The organism is Nitratireductor pacificus pht-3B (assembly GCF_000300335.1).
GTDB lineage: Bacteria > Pseudomonadota > Alphaproteobacteria > Rhizobiales > Rhizobiaceae > Nitratireductor > Nitratireductor pacificus.
On sequence record NZ_AMRM01000020.1, the window covers coordinates 8,817 to 28,324 of the forward strand.

Genomic DNA, 19,508 nt, shown 5'->3' on the forward strand with positions numbered 1-19,508 from the left:
ACCTTCTCCTCATTCCTTCCTCCCGTCTGTCACGGAAGCCGGCCGTCCAACCCGACAGGCTTCCCTGAAGGAGAGAATGAAGGAACCTTCAGGCAGCGCAACAACGGTTCCGTTGCAAGCGTTGCGTTGCGCCCGGCAAAAAAATTGCCCGGATTGCATTTATTGCGAATGTGACTGTTATCGTCACAAGTCTTTCATTGGATATTTCTGTGAGCGGTTCTATCGTCGCATCGGGAGGAAGCGGTGTTGGACGGCAAGGATGTAAGAATTCTGATCGTCGAGGACGACCCGGATATGGCGGAGCTCATATCCGATCTCGTCGAATCCGAGGGCTGGCTGCCCTTCTGTACGGCATCGGCCGAGGAGGCGTGGCAGGCGCTGGCCGAGAACGACATGACGATCGCGCTCATCGATCACAATCTGCCCGGCCTTTCCGGACGCGCCTTCGCGCAGCGCCTGCGCGAGAAAAGCAATATGGGCATCGTCATGGTGACGGCAGCGGGCAGTCCCGCCGAACGCGTGCTCGGGCTCGAGACCGCGGCCGACGACTATGTGGTCAAGCCGTTCGAGCCGATCGAGCTGACCGCCCGCATCAAGGCGCTGCTGCGACGCTTCAACGGCCATGCGCGGATCGAGCCGGAGCGCGAGGCGACGATCAGGAGCGATGGCCGGAAGCCGCTGCATATCGGCGACTGGCACATCGACCTGAAAGCGCGGCGGGCGATCTGCCTGAGCAATTCGACGCTCACCCTCACCAGCTCGGAATTCGCCCTTCTCGAAATCCTCGCCGAGGCACCCGGCGAGGCCGTCGACCGCGTCCGCATCCTCAACCGCCTCGGCGCCGACGACGACCGCTACGCCGATCGCAACGTCGATGTCCTGGTGCTGCGCCTGCGCCGCAAGATCGAGCCCAATCCCGACCTTCCGCGGCACATCAAGACGCGACGCGGCAAGGGCTATGTCCTGATGATAGACGCCGCCGAAGAGGGACCGGCTTGAAGGATCGCTCGTTCTTCTCCTCGATCGCGTTCCGCCTGCCGTTCGTGATCATCTTCATCTGCGGGCTGGTCCTCGGCCTGTCGCTGATCGCCATACACGGCTTGACCAGCGCGCGCATGGAGATGACCTCCTACGGTTCTTCCGCCTTTGCCAGCCTCGCCAAGGCCTCGACGATCTCGCGGCGCATCTCTGCACTGTTGTCGGCTGCGCCTTTCCTGCCCAACAGCACCTCGCCCTACCGTCTCTCCAGCGAAAGCCTGGAGGTGGCGAAGCAGATCGACGAGCTGACGGGCTTCATCCGGAGCCGGCCGCCTGGCGGCTCCGCCGATCCGGAGGAGGAAGCGCAGACCGGAAAGGTTCTCGCGCTGCTCCTCGTCCTGCGCAGGGAGACATTGTCGCTCGCCGAGATCGCCGACGAGGCGCAGGACCACAAGGCGATGGCCACCGCCCAGATCGCGCGCATCGAGGCGGAACGCGACGAGCGCTATCTGGATCCGCAGCTCGGCGACGCCTTTCACCGCATTGCCCTGTCGGCCGCGGCATCGGAAAGCCTGCTTCATCTGGGCGAGATGCGCCGCCGCTTCCTGCAGGCGAGCGCGCCCGTTCGGGCAGACCTAGGCCAATCGGAAGCGGAAGCCGGGCGCGCCGGCTTCCTCGCGGCATACGAGCATCTCTTCGAGATGCGGAAGCGCTATCTCGCACGGCTGTCCGCCATCCGCTCCACGGTTGTCCGCCTGCGCTCGGCCTCGCAGCAGCTTGCAGCGGCAATGGAGGCGCAGACGGTACGGACCGGCGAGACGCTGAGCGCCGGTTTCGAGACCACCTCGCAGACATTGAACCGCCTGCGCGGCATGATCGTGCTGGCGCTGCTTCTGGTGATGGCGCTCAGCGTTTATGCGATCCGCTCGGCGGTCCGGATCTCGCAGGCCATCACCCGCATCTCCAACGGCATGGAGCACCTGACGCGCGGCGACAGGGATGCGGAACCGCCGCGTTTCGACGGCAGCGAGACGGAGCTGCGCAAGCTCGTCCGCGCCTTCGCCTCTTTCAAGGCCAGCGTCGACCGGGTTAGCCGGCTGCGCGGCACGGCGGAAACCGCGGCGCGCACCATCCGCTCGACGTTCCGCAGCATGAACGAGGGCATCGCCATCTTCGACCGCACCGGCCGGCCGATCACCATGAACCACCGCATCATCGCGCTGATGCGGGCACCGACCTCGGCGCGCAAGCTCAAGGCGCGCCATTTCGTTTCCGGCATCGCCGAGCTCGACCCCGGATTGCTGCCGCACGGCGAGGAGGATGCCGGCACGTTGCGCGCGCCGACCGTGATCCGCAGCCGCGGCACCGGCGCACGGGTGCTCGAGATCTCGCTGTCACGCCAGCCCGGCGAGCGGGTGGTGATGCTCGTGCGCGACGTGACGGAGGCTGAACAGCAGGAGCAGGAGGCGCGGCGCGCGCAGCGCCTCGATGGCCTGATGCTGATGACCCATCAGGTGAGCCACGAGGTGGGGAACATGATCGGCGTCATCACCGGCAGCCTCGGCATGCTGGAGAAGGCGGGCCGGCTCGACGACGGCCAGCAGCGCCACCTCGCCCGCATCCGCAAGGCGGCCGAGCGCGGCAAGTCGCTGGCGAGCAGCATGCTTTCGGTGGCAAGCCAGCAGGCGCTGGCGCCGTCCCGGGTGGATGTCGGATCGCTGCTCCACGGCATGGCGGACATCCTGGAGATGGCCGTCGGCCCGCGCTGCACGGTGAGGCTCGACGTGCGGAAGCCTCTGCCCGCCGTCTGCCTCGATCCCGCGGTGTTCGAGCAGGCGGTCTTCAACCTGTGCATCAACGCCGCGGCGGCCATGCCGGAGGGCGGCGAGATCACGATCGACGCTTCGGCGCGCCGGGACGTGCTGGCCGTGGAGGTGCGCGATCGCGGCGTCGGCATGGCGGCGGAGGTGGTCGACCGGGCCTTCGAGCCCTATTTCACGACCCGGCGCGCAGAGGGAGGCACCGGCCTCGGCCTGGCGGTGGTCTACGGCTTCGTACGCCAGTCGGGCGGGACGGTTTCCATCCGATCTCGTCCAGGGAAGGGCACGCGCGTAGAGATGCTGTTTCCCACGGCGCCCCACCCGGCAGACAATGCTTCGAGCCGGTGATCAGGCCAGGCTATAGGCACCCGCGAGGCTGGGATCGGGATCATCGGCGGCACCAGCCAAGGTCGCCGGGTCATGGGCCGCGACCGAGCCAAGCTCATCGTCAATCAGCGGATCGAAACGCTTCGTCTCCCCCAATGGCGGCAAGATTGGATAAGGCTCGAGCAGGTCACGGAGATCATCGAGCACGCCGTCGCCGAAGTCGAACAAGCGATCGAAAACGCTGGGATCGGTCTCTTCCTCGTCTTCACTGAGGAGTTTCGTCAAAAGGATCGCCGTAGGGACGGCTGCGCCAAGCGCGATCGCGCTGTATCGCATCACGAGCTTGGTCTTAGGACTGATGCTCAGCATCTTCGGAGTCTGCTGTACGAGAACCCAGCCGATGCTGCTCAGGGCCTGAGTAAAGGAGCCGCTGGCAAGAGCATAGTCGCCGGCCTTGAGATAACCGATGCCAACCAGGATGTTGCGCGCCGCGCTTGCCAGGCTCGTAAAGTCCGCCAAGGTATTCCATTTCCTGCGTTTGGTCTCGAGCTCGGCCAGCTTTTCCTCCTGCTCGGGCGTGCGCGGATAGGGGTGAGCGGCCTTGTAGTCGGTGATCTCACGCAGAGCCTTTAGATATTTCCACTGGACCCAAACGGCAGGCGCCACGCCCACCGGATCAGCCGAGTAGGCCGCCCAGTCGGCCCACGAGCCGTCCTTGGGCATCCCCTTGCTTCCCCAGGCCAGCAATACGTTGAAGGCGCCGCCGAACGAGCCGAGCTTGAAGAAGTAACCGAGCCAGGTGTCCGGAGACATCGAGCTTCCGGTCAGTTTCTCCGTCGCCTTGTGGTCAACCTTGTTCGGATCGCCTTTATCCGCAAAGCGTTCGTTGAGCAGTTTATGGAGTTTCTTGTAAGCCTTCTTCGCCTCGGCGGTCCGTAGCAGGTCCGATAGCATTTCCTGCTGCCGCAACATTTCCTGATTGCCGGTCTTTTCGAGCTTGGCAGCGAGGCTGCGGATGATCGTCTCGGGACGTTGGCCGTAGTACTCGCTGTTCCTGTCCGCGGCCATCGCAGCTAGCGTCTCGGCGACGCCATCGGCCTTTGCCAGATCGCGAAGAGTCTTTACGTTCGACAACTCATCGAGCGTGGGCAGCTTGCGGATCTTTATCGGTGGCAGCTTTCCTCGCTGTGCAGGATCGAGTTTGGCAAGCGCTTCCTGATATTTCTTGCCTGCATCGGCAACCTGCGCAACGAGTTTGCGCAGATCGGCAGCTTCTCGCTTGTTGAGTGGCAGGGCACCGCGTCGACCGGAGCGGTCGAGAATTTTCTCCAGGAGAGCAAGCGCATCATCCTTCCGCCCTTGTGCCGCGCGTTCGAACACATCGATCATTGCGTGGTTGTGTTTGTACCAGGCATATTTCGACAATGCCGACCGATAATAGGCGGCAGTCGAGGCCTCCGGCCCGCTCATGGAATTGAACGGGCCTTGTGCGCCGGTAACGTGACCGAAGGTGGCAGCGGACACCCGCGTCAAGACGATGTACATCGCCACCCGCGCAACATTCAGGAGCGGCGGCGCACGACGGTGGGTAGGCTCCCCGCTCTCGATCGCTGTCTTCTGCGCCTCGTCGAGCTTCGAAAGCTGTGCCGGGCCAAGGTCGTAGTCGAGGTTCTCCGCGATGGCCCACAGCTGCTCAACGTCCATGGCCGCCAACTGGTCCGGCGTGAGCTTTGCAACCTGTTCGGGCATCAAATGACGGACGTGCTCGACAGAAAGCCCGGCGACCGCCTCCGTGGGTATGGATGGCACCATTCTCGGCGGTATCTTGGCCAGCACCCGGGGCTTGAGCGCGTTGAGGTGGTCGGCCGTAACGCAGCGCCAGTGCTTCTTCCGCAGCGCGAGCAGCTGATCGAGCGTCAGCTCGGCGAATTGCTCCGGCGTCAGCCCAAGGAACTGCTCTTTCGTGAGCAATGCGAGGAGATGAGGCGGGATGGCGCGCAGTTCGGGGCCGGTCAGCTTTCCGATCTCACTCGACGTCAAGCCCCTAACCTCCGATTCGGTCGGCGCGCGCGGCTGCCCTACGTAACCAGGCTCCGCGTGGCTGCGTGAGGGCAAGCTCACCTCGACCTTGCCGGTGGTGGGATCGAAGACGGCCGTCGGCTGTTGCGATTGCCGTTCACCTTCAGGCCAATGGGGCTCGCCAGTATCGGCGGATTCTTTGTCACGGCTCTTGGCGCCAATCGTCTCGTCCACGCTGGGCGTGGGCTCGTCGCTTGCTCGCCGTGGCGTTTCCTCAGGCGATGCTTCCTGGCTCGCGCTCTCCGCGGGAGCATCGACGCGCAGCGCGTCCACGCCTTCGGGAGACCGTTCCTGCGTCTGTTGCGAAGAAGCGTCCTCTTGCAGCGCCGACGGCTCTTCCTCTTTCGGTCCGTCCGCGATCCTGGGCACAGCGCCCGGCTCACCGACCACCGGCCCGACGTTATGAGCCGCGCCGGCATAAGGCGGTTTCCTCGCTAGCCGATCCGGCCCCTCTAGTAACGATTGAGGTGCGGAATCAGTCTCCGTGCCTTCCGGATATTGCTCCGTCGCCCCATCAAGATTCCTAACCGGCTCGCGCCGCGGCATCGCACCCTTCGAGGGATCAAGATTCTTCTGCTGCACCAGAACCTGAAAAGCGCTGCCGAAGATCGTCATGCCCTTCGCCCGCGACTTTTCGGTCGGTTCCGCATCCTTAATGAGATCGAGAAAACCGTTGTCCTTCAAAAAGGTATTTTGGTCCGACAAAGCCTTCTGGCGCGGCAATGTGCTCGGCTCCAGGCCGACCTCACGACCTGTTGCCATCAGATGCTCAAAATCGACCCAGGATGTGATGTCGATGGCTCCAGGGGCCGCATAAGCAACATCGACGGGGAGTTTTTGCCGGAAGAACGAATAGGGCTCGCGCAGCGCCGCGTTGTTGGCGCCGTAGTCTATCGCGATCACGCCCCCCCTCTGCAAGGCATTTCCCATTTTCCGAATCCAATCGGCCGCCGCGAGGTTGACGGTTATGCGCTGCCCGTCCGGCAAGGAAGACCAACCGGGCACCAGTTGGTCGACAACGCCCAAGTTCTGCTCCAAATCCGGACTGAGGTCACCTTCCACCTCGACGATCTGTCCGTTTTCATCGACGGAAACGTAGATCTCCTTGAGTGTTCCTCCGCGAACGACCGCCTGATGGACCGGAAAAGCATCCGGCACCTCGTTCGACAGGAAGACCCCTTGGACATCCCGCAGAGGCATCTCGTAGGCGCTCCCATGCACCCATTGAACCTCGTGGTCTCCCAGCGTCTGCTTCTGGCGTTCGATCAGCGCCTTACCGCGTTCAAGAATGACGTAGTTGACGGCCGCATAGACGTCCGGGTGAGCCTCGCGCAACCAATCCAGAACGGTCTTCGCAAGCGTGCCGTTGCCAGCCCCCGTCTCGACGATATCGAACCGCGCGGGGCTCCCCATCGAACGATAGATGTCGGAGATGGCGTTTGCGACCGTATGGCCGAAATACTTGCTTCCCTCCGGCGACGTACCGAAGTCGGCCATGCCGTTGTCCGCCGCATCGGCGCTGATCGTCACGTCGCCGGAGTTGTAGTAGCCGCCATAGCCATCGATCCCGTAGAGAGCGTAATCCATGAAATCCCGGAACGTGATCTGACCGCCTTCGGCCTCGATCCGATCCTTGACGCGCGCGGCGAATTCGGGATCGACACGCGCCGCCACCTCGTCGGGCACCATTGGACCGGCGTGGACGCGACGGGTCTCCGGCGCTCCCTGAGCGGCATCGGCTGTGCCGGGTTGCGGATCAAGCGGCCGTTGCGCGGGCGGCGAAGAAAAGTCTCTTGCCGGCAAGCCCGTCGACCCTTGTCCAGCCACGGGCACGACATAGGGCGTGCCGTTCTCCCACACCACCTGGTGTGTCGCGCCCGCGTCGGCCTGCGACCCCGCCGATGATGCCGGTCCTCTTTCTGGTGTTACGCGCACATCGCCGGCACGCTGCGGGGGGCGCCCGACGATGCGTGCCTGGAGTATCTCTCCCGATCCGTCATCAAACTCGAAAAAGATCTGGCCGGCGTCTTCCTTGCCCGCATCCGGTCCCCTGAGCGCACGATGTCCGGGCCGGCGGTCGTCGTCGCCGGACGCGAGGGCGTCGTTCCGTTCCGAGGCGTCGGATGCGGGGGGGGACCCCTCCTCCTCCCGAGCGTACGCATCCGGGTTGGAACGGCCGAGCCGGCTTTGGCCCGGGATATCCCAGAGTTCCTGCCGGCGTTCGCCTTCAGGCGAAAGCCGCGGAGGTTGCGGCACGTGATCCGCGCTGAGGCTGGAACGCCTTTCATGCGGCCCCGGCTCCTCGATCGTCGGGCGTTCATGCGAGTCAGGATGAACTCCCTCCTGTCCCGCGACATAGGCCTCTGCTTTAGTTCGTGCAGGATCGGTGATGGATGCCTGGTGTCTCGCCCAATTGTCCTCCGCGACGTCCCGATAAAATCCTTCGAAATCTGTGCCGGCTTCCCCGCTCCTGAGCACTCTGACCATATGTCCGAGTTCACGCAAAGCTTGCTCAGGACCGATATCTCCATCGTGGTACCGCTCCATAACAGCCCTGCTAATCTGCGGCGAGGAAATTTCTAGAAACGAAGGGGGCAGATTCCGCTTCACGTCATTAAATATTATGTGAGATAAAAACAAATTTCTTGAAAATCTAAGTATCTCCTCATCAACATAATCTTTAATATAAGATTCCTTATCTGTGTAGTTATTTACCCTAACGTTGTCGTAATTGTTACCTTCAATTAAACAATTTACGAAATATACAAAAAATTCTTCTATACCAATTTCCGAATCGATAGATAGTCCATCTCTTATGTACTCGAACTTATTTGTAAATCTGCTGCCCTCGTCGGAGTTTTCCATCTCTTTATGCAAAAACGCGGAGGCAACTCTCCTCGTCAGCTCATCAGAAGCACTGGAAAAGTACGCAAGCTCATTGAGCAATGCCTCCCCTAAAGGCGACCTTGAAATCAGGGCGAAAATAATATGTGCTGTGAACTCTTGATTTTCGATGGAAATCGTTTCATAATTATTGTTGCCTACATTATTATTTAATATAATTATATCAAATTTATTCCTGCTTAAGGGATGATAAACTGGTATAATTATACCTCCCATGTAATTTTCTCTTACTTTTTCTCCGATTTGCTCCGCAACAATCCCTTCTATTACGGTGGCCCTCAGCTCCTCGGCATTCTTAAAGCTCCCATCCGAGAGTTTCGCATTGAGGAGACTTATTGACGCATCTCTATTTTTTATTGATAAGTTTGAATGAGCGATCTCGTGAATTAGTATAATTGATGGACTTATTATCTCATCATCGATCATAATTCCAGCCAAAGGATTCCAAACTATGAAATCGTTGTCCACGCTTGAAATATTACCCGATATGTATATTCTAACTATACCGTTGCTCTCCGACTCCCGGATTATCTCTCGAGCATACGAAGAGTTGTTTTCCAGATATGTGATTGCCTGATGAAACCAGTTGATCTCGACGGGGTTTCCACGCACCCGGAAGTTGCCGACCTTGTACTCGGCACGACCATCATGGGGAGAGAATTCGGATATCCTTTCCACTGACCTGGAAGACAGTTCGATCAGCAGGCTCGCCACTTCCTCGCCCTCTGGTACCGACCCCTGCAGGGCATGAAGTGTCTGCACCGACCCGGTATCGCGCTGCCCGGGGTATGCGTCGTACATGACGGGCTCCGCCGCCTTTTCCACCCCATCGTATACCGGTTGCTGTCTCGGATTGCCTTCTGGCTCGCGCGTTTTTTCTTTTTGCGGGTTTTGGTTGCTTTCGGAGAAGTTGATGAGTGTGGGGTCGTTTGCGCTGATCCATAGAATGTTGAGGAAGTGGACGAGTTCGTCGGGAGAGACGGTGCCGGGCTCGATCCGTGCGGCGAGCAGCTGGACGAGTTCGGCGACGTCCGGATCAAGGGCATTGAGGTCGGATATGGGATCGTCCGGGCTGCGGTGACCGCCGATGATGCCTGCGTTGAGAAGGGCTAGCATGTTGAAGATCTGGTGGTGGCGCGGCAACGCGCCGATGCTGAACGACGGGAATGTCAGCGTATGTAGGCTGAGTATGTCGCCGCCGATGAAGTCGTGCATCAGACCGCGGATGCTGAGACCGGTGCCGATGGTTCCCATGCTGAGGCCGACGATGGAGTCGGCGATTTCGACGAGGGACATGTCGCCGCCGCGCTCGATCAGTTCGGCCAGCGACTGGCCCAACAGGGGAAGCCCGACCAGCAAGCCGCCGGCATCCAGGCCAAGGATCGTCCGGTTCAAGGCCCGGGACCCGCTGCCGCGCATGGTCTTCATAGCTTCCCTGACGGCCGCCTCCGAAGGCAGCGCGCCGCCGAAGCTCATCAGGCCCCGGCCGCTCGCGCTGGCCATGTCGAAGCCGCCGGCCAGCGCATGGCCCCATGACATGCCGGTGCGCCGCAATCCGACGCCGCGCCCGACGCTTGCCGCCATTGGCAGGCTGATGGTGAGCCCGCCGGCCAGGGCCCAGAACGATTGCTCGTCAAGGTTCCCGCCCTGGACAAGCCAATGGTCGACAAACTCCTCCTTGATCTGCTTGCCGCCGAGATAGAGGCCTGTACCCATGGCGATCGGTTGCGCCAGAGGCCTGGCTAACGGAAAGAGCAGGGCCACGCCCTCGGCAGCAGCGCCAACAATGCCGATGGTGGCGTCGGCGATGCGCTCGCCCGTCGACACCTTGCGGGCGGCAATCATCTCCACGTCGCCGGGGCTGAACACGCCATCATCGCCGAGAGCCATGTCACCGCCCCTGGGGACGATCAGATGCCCTTGCTCGCTGTACAATCGGTTGTTGTGCTGGAAGCCGTCGAACTTGTCTTTGTCCGCCTCGTGCTCATGGTACTTGCCCGATGCATCGACGTAACCGACCTCCCGTCCGTCCTTCTTCACGGCAAACAGCGCCGATCCGCTCGCCATCCCCCCGTCGAGAGCAAATATGGGCACCACCCTGACTTCGGGCACGCCGTTGCTTCGATCCCGGATCTCCCCGACAACATCCTGTACGATCTCGCTGTGCCGATCGACGTTCAGCGCCTCCGCCGCGAGGCTCTCCAGCGCGTCGCCCTCGTAGAGGCGGAACTTGCCGTCCACGCCCGCCTCGTGCAGCCGCTCCAGGTTCCCTCGGTAGCGGGCCAGCGCCTTGTCGCGCTGCTCCTGGAAGTAGATGTATTCCGAACGGGATGCGTGGTCGACTGAACCACCGCCGCCAAAAAGCCGGAACCTGGCGGCGGATTGCCGATACAATCCTTGTTCGGCAACCATACTGCTGCGGCTTTCCCTTCCCCATTTCTCGTATTGCTTGCTCTCGTCCTCGGCCGCCTTGCGGTCAAGCTCCGCGGCCGCCACGTACGGATGAACCCAGCGCGGCCTGCCGTCAATCTCGATGCGGACGACCTTGTCGCTGGCGCCGAGCGCCTGGATGCCGTCCCGCTCATACAGTTCAGCGATCTCAGGGGAGACCCCGAGCGTGTATCCCTGGATCTTGATCTCGACGGTCTGCTCCCCGGGCTCCGGTACGCCCTCGCGCATCTCCATCGCGCCGCCCTGGTATAGCTTGAGCGCATCGTTGCGAGCCGTCATCAGTTCTACGCTTCGGGACTTGGCATTCTCGCGAAGGGCGTCCACCTGGTGGATCTGAAGACCCAGTATCCGCGCCTTCGCTCCGCTGAGCCCGGATTGAGAACCGTCAGCTTCCGCCTTGATGTCGCGGGTCACTGGCCGCGCGCTGTCTATCAGCGCTTGCCATTCCCGATTGGCGGGTCGGTCCCGGTATTCGGCGCGTACGGTCGCACCGCCCTCGCTCATAGGGAAGGTCAGCGTCCGGGCCAGGACCTTGGTGCCGCCCTTGCCCCGTTCCCTGTCGTAGAAGACGGAGTTCTCGTATTCGATGTGCAGACTGATCTGTCCGTCGTCGCTGTATTTGAGCTCGGCCTCCACCATCCGGCCGGTCCCCTTTCCTTCGCCGCGTAAGACCATCCCCTTATATCCCGCTCCATCGCCCCCAACGGTAAAGCCGTTCGGATCCTGAAGACGCGGATCGTTCCCAAAATACTCCTCCAAAATCCTTTGCTTGAGCGGTTCCGCACGCCAGTTCAGAACGGCCGCGCCATGCTGCCGCTCGGCATAGTCGTGGTAAGCTCCCGCCAGATTCGTCTCGCCGATGCCGATCTCCCGCAGCTCGACCATATCCTCATGCGCCTTCACCGCCGCCTTATGCTCGGCGCTGCCGGGCTTGTCCCGTTCGAGCCTCCGCCGATCCTCATCGGCAAGGTCGACCCAATAGTCGGCGTTAAGCTTGTCACCCTTGCTGATGTACATTGCGGCGGCGGTGAACGACTTGGCATTCCTGGTATGGGCCAGCCGAGCGGATGCATTCGGATCCGCGAAGTATTCGGCCGAGATACCCTGATCCACAGGGCGCTTCGCATCGGGCGCCTCGAGCCCGGGCAGTTGCGCCCGTGCGGCGATCGCATCCAGCAACTCCCCCCGGCCCTGCTCATATGCGCTGCGTGCCTGCCGCGCAGTATCGAGACGCCTATCGGCAGAGGCAAGCCGTTTCTGCGCCTCCGCAAGCGTGCCGCCAGACGCGCGAGCGGGCAATCGCTTGTCGTAGAACGCCAACACATTCTGGACCTTGCGCGTGGCTTCTCGCGCCGCCGAGCCGAACGCCGGATCCAACAGGTAGACGTCGAGCTGCGCATCATAGCGTCCCGCTTTCGCCTCGGCCTCGTTGTACTGGGTGACAGCGAGGTTTTCCGCGGTGATCGCATCGGCAACCTTGGGGTCGAACCATTTCCAGCCGCCGCCGACCAGCATGGGCGTCCAGTTGACCTTCGACGGCGGCTTATCGGATGGCGGTTTGCCGAATGGGCCGATCACGGCGCCGCTTGTATCGAGCGCGTCCTGGGCCGGACGTCCGGCCTCGTAGTCCGCTATCGCCCTGTCCTTGGCGGCGGCGCGTATCATCACCGCCTGGGACAGGGCCGGAAGCGCATCGCCATTGAGCAGGCTTCCAACCGCTGCCGTGATGATCTCGCCTTCCTTGGCTTTCTGCAGGTCGGTGCTGTCAGGGTCGGCGCCAAGCAGGAGCATGGCGAGCCCTTCCTGCGCGCTACCGGGCATGATCGGGATGGCGCTTCCCCCGTTCTCGTCGCCCAGCGTCAGCCTGCCGTCGGGATGGCGCGTCAGTGTGTGACCGTTGGCCGTCACCTTGTGCGTCGTCTCGCCACCACCACCGTCGATTCGGACGCTATCCGTCTCCGCATAGACCAGATCCGGGTCTCTCTGCGGATTGGCGAAGAGGTGCGGATTGTCGGCCTTGAAGGCATCCCAGGAGATGCCGCGCGGCTTCGCCTCCGCTTCCCATATGCCCGACAGATGCTCGCCCGGTCGGACGTCCCGCCAATAGCCCTTGTCGTCCAGCCGCCGGACGGTTTCCGTACGCCCGCCCTTGCCGTCCTCCACGATCCTCCGCTCGGTTCCCGCCTTTGGATCGACGATGGTGGTCGTGCTCCTGCCCGTCCGGAGATCGGTTTCGGTATCACTCGTGCGGCCATTGCCGTCCTTCCGGGAAGTGGTCCGCCTGCTTCCATCCTCCACAATCGTGGTGCGGCTGTCGTGCTGATGGTCGTGAGAGACGGTGGTGACCTTACCGCTCCGCCGGTCTGTCAGAGTGGTGGAGGCCACATCGCCATTGTCTCCGGTCGGCGCGGTTGCCGTCACCGTCACGTTCTTCTCGGATTCCAGAAGGGCCTTCAGCGCGGATTGATCAAGCCCCATGCTGCTGGAGACGTGCTCCAGCGTCTCGCCGTTCTCCAGCCGTTTCAAGGCGACGTCGCTCTGCCGCGGGCCCATCACCTTCGGCTGAACGGGCTGCGGCCGCCGGTCTTCCGCGGCGCGGTCGAGAGGCCGATCGGTGCCAAGCTCCAGGGGCGACTTGTGAAACAGCGCGACAGGAGACGAGCTCAATTGCAGGAGCCGGGGGGACAGAACGCGCGAAGACACCCCCGCCGGAGCACCGCCCCTCGAATGTCCGGCCGACGCCTGCCGCGCGACAGACCTGGCCATGTCGGAGAACGTCGTGGTGAATTTGGCGAACGGGTTCACCCCGGCGACAAGATCAAGCGGAGACTTCTGATGGGTCTTGTTCACCGACATCGGCGTCTCCGGATAAAGGGCCCACACGCCCAGGGAAGAAACCCCGAACGCTCCACGGCCAAACTCATTCTAAGATTGGACAAACGCACCGCGAGAACCCGGCTGCGACCGATCGCATGCATAGCGGATGCGGAATGCCGTCGCCGGACCCCAGCCCGCGGGCAACGCGTCAGGCCACATGATTGCAACTCGCCTCATGGATGGCATCGCTTCACATTCATCGAGCAGTCCGGTCATGAAATCCTCGCGTAGGCCCTCATCGAGCCACGTTCGCGCTCAAGTTAGATCGCCCCCGCAAGTGAGCAAAATCCATATGGAATGGCGAAAAGCTCGATGTCCGGAACGCCGGTCGCCCTGCTCGACCTGGCGGGAACTCCGGAAGAACGTTTCCCGAGGCATGGATGCGTAGATATCACATGTTGATTGTGATCAGTGGCTTCACCCGCCCTGCCCGACGCGTCCGACAGGCAGCGCTGCGCGCCATAGCGACCCTGAGGCATTACAAGCAACTCAACTGTTTAGATACGAAGCATCGCGATAGGGGCATACTCCTATTGTTCAGCCGGCGCGGGCGGCTTTCTTCGATATCACAAACAAGTCACAATTTTATCTTGCATATACTCACAAAATAATCCTATGTTCCGTCACGCGCTCCTCGCGCGGCTCAAACCATCCTCAACCCAATCCTTGCCGCGATCTGGCGCGGTTCATCGGACTGCCAAATTGCGACAAGCAGCGGCCTCCCCACGAAGCACGATCCTGCCGGGGACGGTTCGCCCGGCGATCGCCCCACTCGACATCACCATGCGAGCCTAGGAGATGAAAACGATGGACCACGCCTACCTGCCCGAACCCTGGCGCATAAAGGCGGTTGAGCCGATGAGCAGGCCGGCGCCCGCAACGCTGCATGCGTCGCTGCGCAAGGCCGGGTTCAACACCTGCCTGTTGCATTCGCGGGACGTGTACATCGATCTCTTCACCGATTCCGGCACGAATGCGATGTCCGCCGCACAATGGGCGGCCATGATGGTCGGGGACGAAGCCTATGCCGGCGCCACCAGCTTCTACCGCTTCCACGATACGATCAGAGGGTACTACGGCTATGAGCACATCATACCCGTGCATCAGGGACGCGCGGCCGAGAACATCATATCTCAATGCCTCGTCTGGCCTGGAAGCAATCTGCCGGGAAACATGTACTTCCCCTCGACGCGCATTCATCAGGAACTGAACGGCGGAACGTTCCACGATGCGATCATCGATGAAGGGCACGACCCCTCCTCGGCCCATCCCTTCAAGGGGAATTTCGACATCGGCAAGCTGAGAGATCTCATCAAGCGCCTCGGAGCGGCGACGATCCCGTATGTTTGCGTGGGTGCGACGGTGAACATGGCCGGCGGGCAGCCCATCAGCATGGCGAACCTGGCGGCGGTGCGCGAACTGGCCAATGAGCACGGCATCATGGTCGTCCTCGACGCGGCGCGGGCGATCGAGAATGCGTGGTTCATCAAGACGCGGGAGGAAGAATGGCGCGACCGGAGCATCGCCGAAATCCTGCTGGCGATGTGCGACCTGACGGACGCCGCGACCATGTCGGCAAAGAAAGACAGCTTCGCGAACATCGGCGGCTGGCTTGGTGTCCGGTCCGCCGAGCTCGCAGAGCAGGCGCGCTCCAAGGTGCTGCTCTATGAGGGTCTGCATACCTACGGCGGCATGGCCGGCCGCGATATGGAGGCGATCGCGCAGGGGATCGAGGAATCCGTTCAGGAAGACAGCATCCGCGCGCGCGTCGAGCAGGTCGCCTATCTGGGAAATCGGTTGATTGCCGCGGATGTTCCGGTCGTCATGCCGATCGGCGGGCACGCGGTGTATCTGGATGCGGCGGCCACGCTGAGCCATGTTCCCAGGGAAGAGTTTCCGGCACAAACGCTGGCGGCCGCCATTTATGAGCGGTCGGGCGTCCGCGGCGTGGAGCGGGGCGCCATCTCCGCCGGCCGCCACCCCGAAACGGGCGCCAATCGCATGCCGAAACTGGAACTGGTCCGGTTCGCCATTCCCCGCCGCGTCTATACGCGCAGCCACATGGATTTCGTCGCGGATTCCATCATCGATGTGCATCGGTCGCGGCACCGCATCCTCCGTGGCCTGCGCTTCGTTCACGAGCCGAAGCATCTTCGCTTCTTCCAGGCCCGCTTCGAGCCGATGCAGGGAAGCGAACTGTTCGCCGATGAGTGACGGTGGCGAACGCCCGCAGGCGGGCCGGCGCGCTATCGTTGCCTGCCCCTCCGGCGCAAGGCCTGTTGGCGGCGGGTCTGCCTGACCGGGGGTAGCCATGTGCCCGGCCTGTGCGGGCAGCGTGACACCACTGCTCGTTCCAAGCCCAAGGGCCAAACCGTTGCCCGGATCAACGCGGCTCGGCCGCGCCTCTCATGCAGGCACGCGCTCGCATGCGATGGGCACCGCATTCTGCTCGTGCCTTAGATCGACCAGGGTGATCCTGGTATCCGGCTTCAACTTCTCGGCAACCATTGCGGCCAGGACGTCGGCCACGGCGATCGCTGCTATGCCGGCGCACCGAGCGCCGTGGAAGGGTTCTGCGACCGTGATGCTGGCATTGGCCAGGCGCGCGAGCGGGGATGCCCTCTCGCCGACGATCGCCACCGTGGTGGCGCCGGCAGCGGCAGCCCTGCGCAGCATTCCGGCGGTCTCCGGACAATCGGGCGCCAGCCCGACCGCGAAGACGATATCCCCCGTCTTGGCCCGCTGCATGGACATGCCGTCCCTGTCTGTTTCGGGCGGCATCGCCGCGCGCATGCGCGACCCCAGCGAGAACGCGAAATGGTGCGCTGCCGCGTGATCGGCGTCGAGCCCTACGCATATGATGCCGCGCGCGGCAGCCATGTTCCGGGCGACCGCTTTCAGCTGGGCAACCCTGCCCTCATCGGCCAGTTGCATGATCTGGGCAGCAGCGGCATAAATGGCCTCGCCGCACTCGGCAACCCGTCCCATGGAGACTTGCTTGCCCGCATCGCATCCGTCCGACGCAAACCCGGTGTGACGGATCGAGTCGATATAGAGTTCGCGCAGCTCCTCGAAACGTTCGAAACCGACGAACTGCGCAAGCCGCACCATCGTGCTGTGCGAAACCCCAGCCTTGGCTGCCTGCTCCCGCATCGACAGCAAAGCCACGTCCTTAGGGTGCGCCAGAATGAAACGCGCAGCCGCCTGCAGTTGTTGAGACATCTCGTTGTAAGAGCGCAGCAGCTCTTCGGCCAGTGGATTCCCGTCATTCAGATTCTGATAAACCACGACAGACATCACAGAACACCTCATGTATCGCGCCTACCCCCGGCCGAGGCTGTTGAACTATTGACGAGTCAGATAATCACAGGACATCACAAATCCATTACAAAAGACATCACAATATTGATAAAGCGCTGTAATGTGATTTTATCACAGAAATTCGCGCGGACGATTTATGCAGAGCCTGGCGGGGGAGGACATCCGCCCGGTGCATTGCGTGACAAGGCATTGGTGAGGGAAATCTGGCGGCATGCACGAGGCAGGAACCAGCCAATCAGGCGCCGCCGGCCGGCGGCCGACATCAGGCGGAACCGCTTATCGTCCCGGATCAGAACCTAGAACGTTTTGCAGTCGGGTGGAATCACCCGACGCCCGCATAAACGCGGAGAAACAAGGAGTTAGAACGGTTCAGCGTTTCTGTGAAACGATGAACCGGTCTAGACGCAGGATTAAGAGGCTTTCGCCTCATCGGCGGCGTCCACCTTGGCATCGCCGAAGAAGTATCTGTACCGTCCATCGACGGAGGCGCGCCGGATCTCGTTGCTGCCGGACATGGTGGAGAGGGCAGCGCCCACCTGGTTCAAACTGTAGACATGGCCGTCCTGCCGCAGTTTCTCGACGATCTCCGCAATGCCATGCGGCTCGTTGAAGAAACCTTCGTCGCGCAACGCCTTGATGCGCTGGCGGCACGAGGGACCGGCACGACGCGATGCCTTTCGCGGCTGGCGGGGTTCGGCGGGCACCTTTTCGGGCCGCGACTTTCCCGTCACGGAAGGACGGTCATCGGGATCCGCGTCTCCGGCCGGTCGTTCGCCCTCCGGCTGCCCGTCGTCGGAGCCGATCCGCTCGATGATCGGCAACAGACGATCCAGATATGTGCGCACGAAATCGTCCTCTCCCTCGATCTCGATCGTGAGTGCTTTTGTGTTGATGTGGACTTTCGTGCTGGTCATTGTTTCACGGATTTCGGGGATCACAGGAAACGGCAGCCCGCATGATGCCACGGGCCGGGTCGTTGCGGAACGCCCGTGAAAAGCGACGGACGATCACCGATACAGGCGCTGTCTGCGCGCGCCGGCCAGGCGTTCCGGCTTCTGCATCGTCGACGGAAACTTGACCTCCAAGGTTATCGCCACCGCATCGGCTATTCCGTAGTTTCATCCTGGGCGATCCATAACCTTCACGGAAGCATCGGTTCTTGGGCGGACACCGTGCTTTTAGAACAGGAACCGCAGGTACATGCAATATGTAGCAAAAGCTTGGATCAGTGAATTGCTCCTGAAGGCCCCCTTCATACAGCCTCTGGGTATCGAGATGATCTCCGCCGTGCCGGAACGGATACATATAAGGCTGCCGTTTCGCGAGGAACTCACCGGCGTCGATCAGCATGTCCACAGCGGGGCGATTGCCGCCCTGGTGGAGTTCGCGGGCACCGTTGCCGCAGTGTCGGGCATCGGCGACGAGGACAAGGTTGCCGGCTGCATCACATCGCAGATCAACCTGACCTTCCTGTCGGCCCCCTACGGCACACGGGTTGATGCCGTGGCGACCGTGGCACACCGGACGGAGAAACAGGTGGTCATCGACGTTTCGATCCACGGCGACGACGACCGCGCGCTGGCCAGGGCGACGACGATCTGCAGGATCTTCGAAGCCCCCTATGTCGTCGAAGAGGCGGCATAGGGCGGGCCGCAAGTCCCGCATACGGCACATTCCATTCATACCAGGCCGAAGCGGATCAGGTTTCTGATGACGCTCGGAAACGCGCTCTGTCCTATGAATTCGCCGACGGTCGAGCCGGGATAAAGCATCTCCAGCGCCTCTCGGTCGTCGGTGATTGCCAATCCGCGCCGCTTCGCCTCGGCAAGCTGCGCCCGTGCCGCGGCGCCCTGTCCCTTGGCCACGACGACCGGAACCGATGTCTGGTCCTTGACATAGAGCAGGCCGACAAGGCGATCCTCGGCGAAGAAGACCAGATTGGCATTCTGGATGCCGGTCTTGACGCCTTCCTCGGTTCCGTTGGCATTCTGCTGTCTCTGCCGATTGCGTTCCTGGCGGATATGGGGATCGCCCTCGAGGTCCTTACGCTCGCGCTTATACTCCGTCTTGGTCATCCGCATGTCGCGCAGGAACAGCCAGAGCTGCAGAAACAGGTCGATCACGCCGGTCACGACGAATGTCAGGGCGGCGGCCGCTCCGAGCGGGATGAGAACGGCTTTGATGATCTGCTCGAGGCACGTTTCCCCGCATGCAGGCGCTTCGAAAAGGGACTGGAGCCATGTCAGGAAGATCGCCAAGAAAATGCCGGTAAGGAGAACGATCTTCGTCAGTCCCTTGGCGAACTCGACGACGTTGCGCAGGGAGAATATCCGCATGAACCCCTTTGCGGGATTGATGTGCTCGAACTTGGGTTTGACCGGCTCCACCGAGAAAACAGGCCCGCGGGTGGCGAGAACGCTGAAGACGATGGTGAGGACCACGACGAGTATGGTGACGGGTACGACCGCCGTCGCCACCACCAGAACGACATGTCGCGCCGACCGCGCCGCCATCGCCTCGAACGTGTCGCCCGGCCAGGACGTGACCGTGTCGATGAGCTGATACAGACGCTCCAGGAAGCCCGGCCAGGCGTAGAAGAGGTAAACCAGAGCGGCGACCAGCGTGAAGCCGGAAATCAGGTCGCGGCTATGGGAAACCTGCCCCTTGCGGCGCCCTTCCCTCAGTTTCCTGTCGGATGCCGGGAGTTGCTTTTCCTCGGCTTGCTCGTTCATCCCTGCATCCCCTCATTCC

8 protein-coding genes are annotated in these 19,508 nt (G+C 62.0%); 4 read left to right on the top strand and 4 right to left on the bottom strand.

The features are described 5' to 3' along the window. Positions 1-246 precede the first annotated feature (246 nt). On the top strand, positions 247-999 hold the full coding sequence (locus NA2_RS16540) for a response regulator transcription factor (protein ID WP_008598182.1): 753 nt from the start codon (positions 247-249) through the stop codon (positions 997-999). Continuing rightward, entirely contained in the window at positions 996-3,146 is a 2,151-nt protein-coding gene (locus tag NA2_RS16545; RefSeq protein ID WP_008598183.1) for a two-component system sensor histidine kinase NtrB, read from the top strand. Before NA2_RS16540 ends, NA2_RS16545 begins: the two co-directional genes overlap by 4 nt. Here NA2_RS16545 and NA2_RS16550 read toward each other — a convergent pair whose 3' ends face one another. Next, a complete protein-coding gene (locus NA2_RS16550; protein ID WP_008598184.1) occupies positions 3,147-13,415 on the bottom strand; it encodes an SAM-dependent methyltransferase in 10,269 nt (3,422 codons plus the stop codon). It lies immediately after the preceding gene. Between the two features lie 828 nt (positions 13,416-14,243). On the opposite strand from NA2_RS16550, the gene NA2_RS16555 reads away from it, so the two are divergent. Next, a complete protein-coding gene (locus NA2_RS16555; protein WP_008598185.1) occupies positions 14,244-15,650 on the top strand; it encodes a tryptophanase in 1,407 nt (468 codons plus the stop codon). Between the two features lie 192 nt (positions 15,651-15,842). Here the strand turns inward: NA2_RS16555 and NA2_RS16560 are convergent, their stop codons facing one another. Together NA2_RS16560 and NA2_RS16565 are read right to left on the bottom strand one after the other, a co-directional pair. Next, entirely contained in the window at positions 15,843-16,733 is an 891-nt protein-coding gene (locus NA2_RS16560) for a MurR/RpiR family transcriptional regulator (RefSeq protein ID WP_008598186.1), read from the bottom strand. Positions 16,734-17,167: 434 nt separating this feature from the next. Further along, positions 17,168-17,671: a hypothetical protein gene (locus tag NA2_RS16565; RefSeq protein WP_008598187.1), complete on the bottom strand. Its 504-nt coding sequence runs from the start codon at positions 17,669-17,671 to the stop codon at positions 17,168-17,170. 319 nt (positions 17,672-17,990) lie between these two features. On the opposite strand from NA2_RS16565, the gene NA2_RS16570 reads away from it, so the two are divergent. Next, the gene (locus NA2_RS16570; protein WP_008598188.1) at positions 17,991-18,401 is read left to right on the top strand and encodes a PaaI family thioesterase; all 411 of its coding nucleotides are present in this window, start codon (positions 17,991-17,993) and stop codon (positions 18,399-18,401) included. 35 nt (positions 18,402-18,436) lie between these two features. Here NA2_RS16570 and NA2_RS16575 read toward each other — a convergent pair whose 3' ends face one another. Further along, positions 18,437-19,489, bottom strand: coding sequence for an EscU/YscU/HrcU family type III secretion system export apparatus switch protein (locus NA2_RS16575; protein ID WP_008598189.1), 1,053 nt, complete (start codon positions 19,487-19,489; stop codon positions 18,437-18,439). Positions 19,490-19,508: the final 19 nt, after the last annotated feature.

What these genes read in the sequence shown, in the direction of transcription:
- NA2_RS16550 (WP_008598184.1), bottom strand. Translation starts at nt 13,415, where the DNA reads ATGTCGGTGAACAAGACCCATCAGAAGTCTCCGCTTGATCTTGTCGCC.
- NA2_RS16555 (WP_008598185.1), top strand. Translation starts at nt 14,244, where the DNA reads ATGGACCACGCCTACCTGCCCGAACCCTGGCGCATAAAGGCGGTTGAG.
- NA2_RS16560 (WP_008598186.1), bottom strand. Translation starts at nt 16,733, where the DNA reads ATGTCTGTCGTGGTTTATCAGAATCTGAATGACGGGAATCCACTGGCC.
- NA2_RS16565 (WP_008598187.1), bottom strand. Translation starts at nt 17,671, where the DNA reads ATGACCAGCACGAAAGTCCACATCAACACAAAAGCACTCACGATCGAG.
- NA2_RS16575 (WP_008598189.1), bottom strand. Translation starts at nt 19,489, where the DNA reads ATGAACGAGCAAGCCGAGGAAAAGCAACTCCCGGCATCCGACAGGAAA.